The organism is Thioalkalivibrio sp. ALE20 (assembly GCF_000381405.1).
GTDB lineage: Bacteria > Pseudomonadota > Gammaproteobacteria > Ectothiorhodospirales > Ectothiorhodospiraceae > Thioalkalivibrio.
Window position 1 is genome coordinate 61,978 of sequence record NZ_KB906479.1, and the last position, 10,247, is coordinate 72,224.

General features: G+C 67.3%; 13 protein-coding genes. 12 read left to right on the forward strand and 1 reads right to left on the reverse strand.

Annotated features, from left to right (window positions below; all coding sequences use genetic code 11):
* Window positions 1–102: 102 nt before the first annotated feature.
* On the reverse strand, window positions 103–429 hold the full coding sequence (gene trxA, locus F790_RS0111725; protein WP_019591766.1) for a thioredoxin TrxA: 327 nt from the start codon (window positions 427–429) through the stop codon (window positions 103–105).
* Window positions 430–546: 117 nt separating this feature from the next.
* Between trxA and F790_RS0111730 the strand changes: the two genes are divergently transcribed.
* From F790_RS0111730 to F790_RS0111785, 12 genes are all read left to right on the forward strand, one after another.
* Complete coding sequence (locus tag F790_RS0111730) at window positions 547–1,845, forward strand: DEAD/DEAH box helicase (RefSeq protein WP_019591767.1); 1,299 nt, start codon at window positions 547–549, stop codon at window positions 1,843–1,845.
* Window positions 1,846–1,864: 19 nt separating this feature from the next.
* A complete protein-coding gene (locus F790_RS0111735) occupies window positions 1,865–2,116 on the forward strand; it encodes a hypothetical protein (protein ID WP_018869017.1) in 252 nt (83 codons plus the stop codon).
* A gap of 114 nt (window positions 2,117–2,230) precedes the next feature.
* Window positions 2,231–2,557 carry a helix-turn-helix transcriptional regulator gene (locus F790_RS0111740; protein WP_018869018.1) on the forward strand — a complete coding sequence of 109 codons (327 nt, stop codon included), beginning with the start codon at window positions 2,231–2,233 and terminating at the stop codon, window positions 2,555–2,557.
* Between the two features lies 1 nt (window position 2,558).
* Window positions 2,559–3,650, forward strand: a complete 1,092-nt coding sequence (gene arsB / locus F790_RS0111745) for an ACR3 family arsenite efflux transporter (RefSeq protein WP_019591768.1) — start codon at window positions 2,559–2,561, stop codon at window positions 3,648–3,650.
* Window positions 3,647–3,940, forward strand: coding sequence for a CC/Se motif family (seleno)protein (locus F790_RS0111750; RefSeq protein ID WP_019591769.1), 294 nt, complete (start codon window positions 3,647–3,649; stop codon window positions 3,938–3,940). Before arsB ends, F790_RS0111750 begins: the two co-directional genes overlap by 4 nt.
* 18 nt (window positions 3,941–3,958) lie before the next feature.
* Entirely contained in the window at window positions 3,959–4,375 is a 417-nt protein-coding gene (locus F790_RS0111755) for a bacteriohemerythrin (protein ID WP_019591770.1), read from the forward strand.
* A 238-nt stretch (window positions 4,376–4,613) separates the two neighbouring features.
* Window positions 4,614–5,453 carry a ParA family protein gene (locus F790_RS0111760; RefSeq protein WP_019591771.1) on the forward strand — a complete coding sequence of 280 codons (840 nt, stop codon included), beginning with the start codon at window positions 4,614–4,616 and terminating at the stop codon, window positions 5,451–5,453.
* The gene (locus tag F790_RS13870) at window positions 5,446–7,065 is read left to right on the forward strand and encodes a ParB family protein (protein ID WP_051081915.1); all 1,620 of its coding nucleotides are present in this window, start codon (window positions 5,446–5,448) and stop codon (window positions 7,063–7,065) included. Before F790_RS0111760 ends, F790_RS13870 begins: the two co-directional genes overlap by 8 nt.
* A gap of 3 nt (window positions 7,066–7,068) precedes the next feature.
* Entirely contained in the window at window positions 7,069–7,698 is a 630-nt protein-coding gene (locus tag F790_RS13875) for a DUF2857 domain-containing protein (protein ID WP_019591772.1), read from the forward strand.
* Entirely contained in the window at window positions 7,698–9,062 is a 1,365-nt protein-coding gene (locus F790_RS13880; protein WP_019591773.1) for an STY4528 family pathogenicity island replication protein, read from the forward strand. The genes F790_RS13875 and F790_RS13880 overlap by 1 nt, the downstream gene beginning before the upstream one ends.
* A 3-nt stretch (window positions 9,063–9,065) precedes the next feature.
* Window positions 9,066–9,878 carry a PH domain-containing protein gene (locus tag F790_RS13885; protein ID WP_019591774.1) on the forward strand — a complete coding sequence of 271 codons (813 nt, stop codon included), beginning with the start codon at window positions 9,066–9,068 and terminating at the stop codon, window positions 9,876–9,878.
* Complete coding sequence (locus F790_RS0111785; protein ID WP_019591775.1) at window positions 9,878–10,162, forward strand: hypothetical protein; 285 nt, start codon at window positions 9,878–9,880, stop codon at window positions 10,160–10,162. The genes F790_RS13885 and F790_RS0111785 overlap by 1 nt, the downstream gene beginning before the upstream one ends.
* Window positions 10,163–10,247 lie beyond the last annotated feature (85 nt).

The following is a 10,247-nucleotide window of genomic DNA, read 5'->3' on the forward strand; positions in this document are numbered from 1 at the left end:
CCCGGGAGAGGCCCGGAACCGACGAAACGCTGGAATGTTAAGCGGGGCGGGCGGCGGTTGCAAGCCCGCCCCGCGCCGGATCGGATTCCGCCGTGCGGCCGGTCAGGTGTGCTGACCGAGGAAGGCGGTCAGCTGCGACTTGGACAGGGCCCCCACCTTGGTGGCCTCCACGTCCCCGTTCTTGAACAGCATGAGCGTCGGGATGCCGCGGATACCGAACTTGGGCGGCGTCGACGGGTTCTCGTCGATGTTCAGTTTGGCAACCTTGACCTTGCCGGCGTATTCTTCGGCGATTTCGTCCAGAATCGGCGCGATCATCTTGCAGGGACCGCACCACTCCGCCCAGTAGTCCACTAGGACCGGCTGGTCGGACTTCAGGACGTCCTCGTCGAAACTCGCGTCCGATGTATAAATGATCTTGTCGCTCACTCCGCGTCCTCATGACGTTGGGTTGGCACCGGCCTTCTTCAGGGCCGCGTACGCCGTACTATCGACGAAGATGACGGGAAAGTTCAAGTAAAACAGCGAAGCCCGCCCGGGAGCCCCATGACAGACGCCGCGCACGAACCCGCCCAGCCCGCATTCGACCGTTTCGATCTGCCCGAGGCGGTGCGCGCGGGGGTGCGCCGTGCCGGATTCGATACCTGTACTCCCATCCAGGCGCAGGCGCTGCCGGTGGCCCTGGCGGGGCGCGATGTGGCCGGGCAGGCGCAGACCGGAACCGGCAAGACCGCCGCGTTCCTCATCGCGACGTTCAACCGGCTGCTGCGCCAGGCCGCGGCGGAACACCGTCGCGCCACCGACGTGCGCGCCCTGATCCTCGCCCCGACGCGCGAGCTGGCGGTGCAGATCCACCGCGACGCCGAACTGCTGGGCGCCGATACCGGCCTGAAGCTGGCACTGGCCTACGGCGGCACCGACTACGATCGCCAGCGGGAAGCGCTGGCCGCCGGCGCCGACGTGCTGATCGGCACCCCGGGGCGCATCATCGACTACTTCAAGCAGAAGGTCTTCGGCCTGAAGCACACCGAGGTGGTGGTGCTGGACGAGGCCGACCGGATGTTCGATCTGGGCTTCATCAAGGACGTGCGCTTCCTGATGCGCCGCTGCGCCCCGCCGCAGGAACGGCTGTCCATGCTGCTCTCGGCGACGCTGTCGTTCCGGGTGATGGAGCTGGCCTACGAGCACATGAACAACCCGGAGAAGGTGCAGATCGAGGCGGAGACCCTGACTGCCGACCGGGTGCGCCAGACCGTCTACTATCCGGCCAACGACGAGAAGATCCCGCTGCTGCTGGCGCTGGCGCGGGATCTGGCGCCGGAACGGGCGATCGTGTTCTCCAATACCAAACACGGAGCGGAGAAGGTGGCCGACTGGCTCAATGCCAACGGCCACGCCGCCGCGCTGCTCTCGGGCGACGTGCCGCAGAAGAAGCGTTCGAAGCTGCTGGAGGGCTTCGCCGCGGGTGAATACACCTTCCTGGTGGCGACCGACGTGGCGGCCCGCGGCCTGCACATCCCCGAGGTGACGCATGTGTTCAACTTCGACCTGCCGCAGTCGGGCGAGGACTACGTGCACCGCATCGGGCGTACCGCGCGCGCCGGTGCCGAGGGCGACGCGATCAGCTTCGGCTGCGAGGACTCGGCGTTCTACCTGCCCGATATCGAGTCCTACCTGGGCGAGCGCATCCCCACCGAGAACATCGACCGCGCCGCCCTGCCGCAGGACCTGACCCGGCCGCAACCGCGCGAGCGCAAGCCGCGCGGCGGCCCCGGCGGCGGCCGTGGCGGGTCGCGGCGCGGTGGCTCCTCGGGGCGTTCCCGCGGGAACGGCCGCGGCCGCTGAGTCCGGCGCGCCGCCCGCGATGGAGACCCTGGACCTGCAGGTTGGCGATTCCTTTCGCCTGGGTGCGGATATCGAGGTCGTCGTGGTGCAGGCCGGGTGCGACGGGCAGATACGTCTGGTCGCGAACGCCCCGGGTCACCGCGTGCAGTGGGTCGACAACGAACTGCTGATCGACCGCCACATCCGCGTGCGCTTCGACGAGAGCCACTCCGGCCGGGTCCTGGTCGAGTCCGCCACGCCCGTCACCGTGGTCCGCGGCGACACCCGCTGAGGCCCCTGCCCCCGCCTGTCGTTTCCTCTCCGGCGCGGCGGTTCCATCAGGTATTCCGGTCCGATGTTCGCCCGCTTGTTGACAGTGATTCAACAATCGTTGAACCATTGAAACATGGACAAGCCGACCGCCACCTCCATGTTCGAGTCGCTGGCCTCCGGTGTCCGTCTGGACATCGTGCGTCTGCTGGTTGGTCACGGACGCGAGGGGCTGGTCGCCGGCGAGATCGCCCGGAAACTGGGGCTGCCACGTAGCAACCTTTCGTTCCACCTCAAGACCCTGACCCGGGCCGGCCTCGTCACCGTGACCCAGGAGGGGCGTTACCAGCGCTACCGGGCGGATCTGGTCGCGATGCAGGATCTGGTGGCCTACCTGACCGCGCACTGCTGCGCGGCCGAGGAGGGCGAGTGCGAGCTTTCCGGGGTGGAGACCTCCTGCTGACATGAACGATCGCAACCAGTCCGCCGAGGAGATCCGGACGAAAGAAGGCATGGGTCTCTTCGAGCGCTACCTGAGCGTGTGGGTGGCGCTGTGCATCGTGGCGGGCGTCGCGCTGGGGCAATTCTTCCCCGCGGTGCCGGAGACGCTGTCGCAATGGGAGTACGCGCAGGTCTCGATCCCGGTGGCCATCCTCATCTGGGCGATGATCTACCCGATGATGGTGCAGATCGATTTCTCCGCCATCCTCGGCGTGCGCCGCGAGCCGAAGGGCCTGACCGTCACCACCTCGGTGAACTGGCTGATCAAGCCGTTCACCATGTTCGCGATCGCCTGGTTCTTCTTCATGGTGGTCTACGCCGCCTGGATCCCGGAGGATCTGGGCCGCGAGTACCTGGCCGGGGCGATCCTGCTGGGGGCCGCGCCGTGTACCGCAATGGTCTTCGTCTGGAGCTATCTCACGCGTGGCGATGCGGCCTACACCCTGGTGCAGGTGGCGGTGAACGACATCATCCTGCTGTTTGCCTTCGCGCCCATCGTGGTCCTGCTGCTGGGGATCTCCGATATCTACGTGCCGTGGGACACGGTCGCGCTGTCGGTGCTGCTGTACATCGTGATCCCGTTCGCGGCCGGCTACCTGTCACGTATCTGGCTGATCCGCAGAAAGGGCATCGAGTGGTTCGACAACGTCTTCATGAAACGCATCGGCCCGGTCACGCCCATCGGGTTGCTGGTGACGCTGGTCCTGCTGTTCGCGTTTCAGGGCGAGCGCATCCTGGCGAATCCGGGGCATATCGCCCTGATCGCCGTTCCGCTGATCATCCAGACCTTCCTGGTGTTCTACATTGCGTATTACTGGGCGAAGGCGTGGCGTGTGCGCCACGCGGTGGCGGCCCCCGGTGCGATGATCGGCGCCAGTAACTTCTTCGAGCTGGCCGTGGCGGCCGCGATCGCGATGTTCGGCCTGCAGTCCGGTGCGGCGCTGGTGACGGTCGTTGGCGTGCTGGTGGAGGTGCCGCTGATGCTGGCGCTGGTGCGCATCGCGAATCGCACGCGCCACTGGTTCCCGACCAACAACGAGGCGCCGGGCACGTGACCACCGTGTCCCTCAGTGACGCGGCACGCGACTGGCTCGCCGGCCGGGACGCCGAGATGACGCTGCGGCTGTCCGCCCGCCACGGCTGCTGCGGCGGCCAGGCGGGCGTGCCGGTGGCCGAGCCGGGCGCGCCGCGCTCGACGGAGGGGTACGCAAGGACGCAGATCGAGGGCATCCACGTGTACGTGGTCGACGACATGGGCCCGGGTCCGTACCGGGTCGACCTCGAGGGCTTCTTCCGCTGGCGGCGTCTGGTGGTGGAAGGCGAGATGGGCCAGGCGCAGGAGTAGACGATGCTGGAGTGAGCCATGAGTGAAGTACAGCGCAGCCTGAAGGTCCCGGAGCTGGAGCAGGCCTTCATGAACGACGATCACCACGAAGCCGCCCGGTTGCTGGAAGCCGTGGGCCGGGCCCGCGAGGAGGGCGACGACCACGCCGTGCGGGAGGCGTTCGCGGCCTTCGTCGAGTTCAATCGCGAGCACTTCGCGCGCGAGGACGAGCTGATGGAGCGGGTCGGTTTTCCGCAGAAGGACTACCACCGGCAGGAACATGCGGCCCATCTGGCGCGCTGGGAAGCCCTGCTGGCGGGGCTGGAGGACGGATCGCTGCAGGGCGCGGATCTGGTCTCGGCGCTGGATGACGAGATCATCCCCTGGTACCAGCGCCATTTCACCACCATGGATGCCCTGCTGGCGCGGTTCGCCGAGCGCGCTGCGGGGGAGTAGTCCCTCCCGGCGGGCATCCGCTGAACGAAGCTGGAACGAAAAAGGGCCGGCACACGCAGTGCCGGCCCTTTTCTCTGGTCTGGTGCCGACGGAGGGAATTGAACCCCCGACCTATCGATTACGAGTCGATCTAGCGGCACCCTAGAATCACTCCCTGCGCTCGCGAACGCGAGCGCGTCACACGGTCTAGGGCCGGCGGTCACTCCTCGTGGACCCAACACCACGCGGAGGACTGAATATGTCTCTCACCATCACCATCTGCTCTACCAAGGGCGGTGTCGGCAAGACCACTGTCACGGCGAACCTCGGTGCCTACCTCGCGGATCGCGGGTGCCGTGTCCTGATGGTAGACGCTGACATCCAGCCGACTCTTTCATCCTTCTTTCCGGTGACGGAGCCTGCCGAGGCGGGTCTGACCCAGCTGATCACCACCGGCGAGACCGAAGCGACGGTCACGCCGGTTGACCACGTTCCGCAGGATGCCCGCGGCAGCCTCGATCTCGTGATGTCCAACGACCCGGAAGGTCAGCTCCAAAACTGGATTCTGCACACGCCCGACGGGCGGGTGCGGCTGAAAACGATTCTCGAAGCCTACGAGGATTTGTACGACATTATCCTGATCGACACCCAGGGGGCTGTGGGCCCGCTCCAGGATGCCTCGGTCCTGGCCGCCGATCTCCTGCTCTCCCCGATCCCCCCCGAAATCCTGTCAGCGCGCGAGTTCGCCCGCGGCACCGTTTCGATGCTGGAGCGTCTCCGCCCGATGGCGGCCATGGGTGCGCCCGTCGGCTCGCTCTACGGGCTGCTCTATCGCGTTGACCGCACCGCCGACGGCCGCTCCATCGCGGACGAGCTCCGCCGCGAGGCCTACGCCCCGAGCCGCGGCAAGATCATGATCCTCGACACGACGGTGCCGGCGACCGTGGCGTACCGCGAGGCGGCGACCCACCAGGTGCCGGTGCATCGCTGGGAGCCCCGGCGCGACGGACCGACCGAATCGGGCGCTGAGACCATGCGCCGCCTGGCTGCCGAGCTCCTGCCCCACCTCGACATTCCGGCGGAGGTGGATCATGGCTAAGAAGGCGGTCGATCCGGATACGCTGCGCGCGAACCTGTTTCAGGGCTACCCAGGCAATAGCGGCGATCTGCCGCCCGCTGAGCCGGTCACCGTCACGCAGATGGTCCTCGACATTGCGGAGGTTAAGCCCTACGACCGGAATCCGCGGCAGGAGGCCAACCCGCGGTACCAGGAAATCAAGGAATCGATCCGGGCCCAAGGCGGCTTGAACAACGCCATCGAAGTCACCCGTCGCCCCGGCGAAGAGCAATACATGGTGCGGGCCGGGGGCAACACGCGGCTGGCAATCCTGCATGAGCTCGCCGAGGAGACCGGTGACGACCGCTACCGGCAGGTGCACGTCCTGTATCACCCCTGGACCGACGAGACGGCGCTCCTCACCGCGCACATGGTCGAGAATGAGCTCCGCGGGGAAATGAGCCTGGTCGACAAGGCCCTCGGAATCGAACAGCTGCGCGCGGACTTCGAGGCCGAGACCGGCGAGGCGATCTCCCGCTCCGAACTGCAGCGGCGTCTGAAAGAAACGGGATATACGGTCTCCCGGCGCCTGCTGATCCGCATGGAGTTCGCGGCCCGCACGCTGTACCCCGTGCTGCCGCGTGCATTGCGCGGCGGGCTCGGCGGCCCGGCCGTCGACAAGCTCCGGATCCTGCTGTCCGCCGCCCACGAAGTCGCCAATGGCTACGGCGTCGAGGCCGAAGACGTCGACATGGTCTTCGAGGAGGCGATGAGCCGCACCGACTCGCCCGACTGGTCGGTGGACGCCGGCCGCCAGGCCTTCGAGGCCGACCTCGCCGACTGGCTCCGGGTCGATCTGCGCACACTGCGAATGGAGCTGGATACTCAGATGCGCGAGGGCGGTTCGCGGGAGCCGGCGGACGACGCCGGCCGCGCGGGGCCGGATGCCGCGGAGGCCCCCCCGGCGACGTCCGCCGACGGTACCCCCGAACCGACCGCTGAGCCGAACACGGCCGGCGAGCGTGAGGCAGAGCCCGAATCCGGTGGCATGTCGACTCCATCGGTCGACTATCCCGAGCCGTCACCGGAGGAGTCCGGACCGGTACCGGCGAACGATGCCGCGCTGGCCGGGGCGACGCAGCAATCCACCGCGGATGCCGACGGGGCGGATGATGTCGCCACCCTCCGCCGGCGCTGCTTCGAGTCCGCGAACCGGCTGGCTCACCGGTATCAGCTGGGCGCCCACCTGCAGCCCATCGATTACGGCCTGGGCTTTGCCGTGGATAAGCCACCGGAGGACGACCACGTCTCGGTCCACGGCGCACTGAGTGCAGCGGACCGTGCGGCCCGCGAATGGGCCTGGTGGTACCTCCTCTACACCTCGGAGGTCATCGCCACGCCGGAGCGTACCCATCACGTCTATCGCCGGTGGCAGGGTCATTACCGCCTCGGTCAGGACCTGCTCAGCGATGACGAATCGCTGGAGTGGGAGCCCTGGGACCCACGCCCCTCGCCGCTGCTGACCACCGAGTGGCTGCAGTCGCCCGAGGTCGATGACGGGGCCTTTACCGACGCCATCGACCTGATCACGGTCTGCCGCCGCCTCGCGCTAGCTGCGCGGCGACAGGGAGTCGACCTTTGGCAGGAGGGCTGAATCATGAGTGCGGATCTGGCCTATCAGGTACTGCGGTACGCGCAGGAGCGGCTGCAGCGCGGTGACATGAACGCCCTGCGGGACCTCGGATTCTCGCCATCCGAGATCCGCGAGATCGAGCAGATGTCATTCCGTGAGGTGCGCCACCTCGCCGAAATGAGCGTCCACTTCCTGGACGTGCAGATTGACCGGCAGCTGTTCCACCGGGCGCTGGGCCGCGCCCGGGAGGAGGCGGAGACCGAGGACGTGCAGGACGAGCTGCTCCGGCTCGGTGCGCCCAACGACATGATCGAGGAGCTCTTCGGTTTGTCTCCCAGCGACGTGGCGGAGCGGCGCCGGGTGCTGGACATCGCAGCGCGCCCCGGTCGCCCCCGCACTGTACCGACTGAAACCGAGCGCGCGATCTGGGACGCATGGCGGGCCTCGGGATCGGGCATGGCCTCCGAGGCCGAGCGGTACCTCCGGGTCGCCCGCGAGACGGGACAGTCGGCACAGGCGGTCTGGAGCGTCGTCCAGGACTGTCAGCGGGCGGGAATGGAAGACCGGCTCACGCCCGAGGTGCGGGACCGGGTGGTCGGGCGCGTCACCCACGCCCCGGCGCTGGCCTCGATCAACGTGGGGGGGCGCTCGTGATGGATGACAGCGCCATTTCCCCGCGCACCCGGGGCCTCAAGGCCTACTTGGAGGAGGCAGCGAAAAGCGTTCGGGCTCGGCCGTCTCCGACGGCCGAACCCCAGGATGACGGCGCCGTCCTCTATTTCGGCAACTGGCAGGACGCCCATCCGAGGGCACTGCTGTACGACCCGGTGTTGGATCCGCGCGACAAGCTCGCATGGATGGTGGTGAAGGCGGCGTCGGACCCGAAGGCGCCGACCGCATTTCCTTCCTACGCGGAGTTCGAGTCCGCCGGGATCGGATCCCGGCCCACGATCTCCGTCGCCCTGGCGATGCTCCGGATCCAGCGGTGGGTCTCGCTGTGCCACCGCGTGCGTGACGACCGGGGCCGGTATCGCGGCAACGTGTATGCACTGCATGACGAGCCGGTGTCGCTGGCCGAGGCCATGTATCTGGACGATCAGTACATGGAGTTCCTCCAGCAAATGCAGGGACACCACAGCCGTCGGGTACGCGATGCCGCCAGGAATGCCCTCGCCGCCATGGACCACGGTCTGCAGGCCGGCGAGGACGTCACCGCGGATCCGCATTTCGCGGACCGTTGGGGGGCTCGCCTGGGTCGCCTTCGCAGGCGTGCGGATCAGGATGGGTCGACGCCGGCGGAACCGGAATCGGCGACGTCCGCGAACCGAGTTCAGTCACTTAACCCGGATGCGGATCACCGAGTTAAGCAGTTTAACTCGGGCTCTGACAGCCAAGTTAAGCAGTTTAACTCGGATGAAAACGCCCAAAAATCAGACACTTCTCACCAAGTTAAAAAATTTAACCCCTCGCGCGCGCGGGGTAGTAGTAGTAATTATTTTCCTACTACTACAACAACAGAACCCAAGGGGGATGATTCCCCCGCGCCGGCGTCGAGCGAAGCGGAATGGAGCGCGGACGACCTCCGGTATCCCGAGAGCTTCAGCGCCAACCACCGTCACCTGGGTGCCCGATGCCTCAATGGTCTGCCGGCGGATGTGGCTCAGCAGGTCCTGGACGAGCTCGATGGCTGTATCCGCCACCGGGCCGGCGGGCACGACCCCATCCGTAACCCGATCAGCTATCTCCAGAGCCTTGCGCGCAAGGCGAAGTCCGGGGAGTTCATCCCGTCGTATGCCACGGAAGCGGCGGAAAAGCGCAAGCGCGAGGAGGAGGCCGCCGCGCGTCAGGCGCAGCTGGATCGGATCAGCAACGAGCGGGCCTTGCAGGAGCTCGGCCTGGCCGGACGAACCGAAGCGCAGGCCGAGCCGGCTGCCGACGCACCGCCCTCACCTTCCGAGGAAAACGGCGGAGGCAATGAACTCGTGGAGCGGCTCAACCTGCTCCGAAAGCGGAAATGACACGTGGAGGTCAGCGCCATGGCGAATGACGAATGGATCCGGAACGATGGTCACGCGTTTGCGACGTTTGCCGCCGCCGCGGCGGTCCGGGACGCGAAGAACGCGGAGGGGAATGGCGGTTACACGGTCGAGGAAGTCCCCGGGGGCTTTGCGGTCGCCCCACCGGGCACGCAGTCGGCCAGGGTCGAGTCGCGTGGTGATGCGCAACCCGCTACCGGAGGCGAGGATGCCCCCTCCTCGCCGGATCGCGAAACGGACACGCCTCCCGCTTCGACGCCGACGGTGCTGTTGAGGCCGGCGCTGCGGAGCCAGTTGGGCGCGGTCGTGCGGTTTGTGGTGGTCATTGCGATCGCGGCCCTGGCCCCGGAAATCGCGGCATGGATCGCCACGGCGCCGGATCCCGTAGGCCCTTGGGTGCAGGGGCAAACGGTGTCGGTGCCGGTGTTGGGGTCGGTACCGCTGGTGCAGGCGGTGATCGGCGGTCTCATGGGTCTCTGGGCGCTGGGCATCGCCCTGCGGATTTTCTTCTCCATCTACTACTACGCCTTCCTGGTGGAGCCGGATCGGGTGACCGTGCAGACCGGCATCATCGCGCGCCATCGCCGCACCCTGCGGTTCCAGAACGCGCGCATTCCGACGCTGGAGCAGGGTTTCGTGGATCGAATGCTGCGGGTCGGCGAGGTCCGCCTTTCGTCGGCCGGTGGCGGCGAAACCGGCGAGATTCGGATGCACGGCCTTCGGCGTCCGCTGGAGGTTAAGGAAGAGATCCAGCGCCGAATCGACGGGAGCTGGAGCCGCCCCGGGGGTGGCGCCTGATGGACGCGCATGAACTGAACCGGCACCTCGACCGGTTGCTGGAAGCGGCCCTGCAGTGCAGCGGTCAGGCCCGCTCTGTCCGGCGGGTACTGCTTGCCTGCTACAACGCGCCTGAATGGCCGCTGGACCTGTCGGAGCTGCGGGGTCTGGATCCCGACCTCCAGAAAGCCGCGCTTGCCGTGATCGAGCTCTTCGCGCTTGGTGGGTCGGACCTTGATCAGTACCGGCCGGATGCTCCGTGGCACGCCATTTGGGATCGGGCCAGCCAGGAACAGGGGGTGTGACAGTGTCACACCCCCCCCCTCCGGATCCGGAGGCCGGCCCTGGGGCAATGAACAGGCACGGGGGTGTGACAGTGTCACACCCCCC

Coding starts and splice junctions, on each gene's coding strand:
- F790_RS0111730 (WP_019591767.1), top strand. CDS start 547: ATGACAGACGCCGCGCACGAACCCGCCCAGCCCGCATTCGACCGTTTC.
- F790_RS0111735 (WP_018869017.1), top strand. CDS start 1,865: ATGGAGACCCTGGACCTGCAGGTTGGCGATTCCTTTCGCCTGGGTGCG.
- F790_RS0111740 (WP_018869018.1), top strand. CDS start 2,231: ATGGACAAGCCGACCGCCACCTCCATGTTCGAGTCGCTGGCCTCCGGT.
- arsB (WP_019591768.1), top strand. CDS start 2,559: ATGAACGATCGCAACCAGTCCGCCGAGGAGATCCGGACGAAAGAAGGC.
- F790_RS0111755 (WP_019591770.1), top strand. CDS start 3,959: ATGAGTGAAGTACAGCGCAGCCTGAAGGTCCCGGAGCTGGAGCAGGCC.
- F790_RS0111760 (WP_019591771.1), top strand. CDS start 4,614: ATGTCTCTCACCATCACCATCTGCTCTACCAAGGGCGGTGTCGGCAAG.
- F790_RS13870 (WP_051081915.1), top strand. CDS start 5,446: ATGGCTAAGAAGGCGGTCGATCCGGATACGCTGCGCGCGAACCTGTTT.
- F790_RS13875 (WP_019591772.1), top strand. CDS start 7,069: ATGAGTGCGGATCTGGCCTATCAGGTACTGCGGTACGCGCAGGAGCGG.
- F790_RS13880 (WP_019591773.1), top strand. CDS start 7,698: ATGGATGACAGCGCCATTTCCCCGCGCACCCGGGGCCTCAAGGCCTAC.
- F790_RS0111785 (WP_019591775.1), top strand. CDS start 9,878: ATGGACGCGCATGAACTGAACCGGCACCTCGACCGGTTGCTGGAAGCG.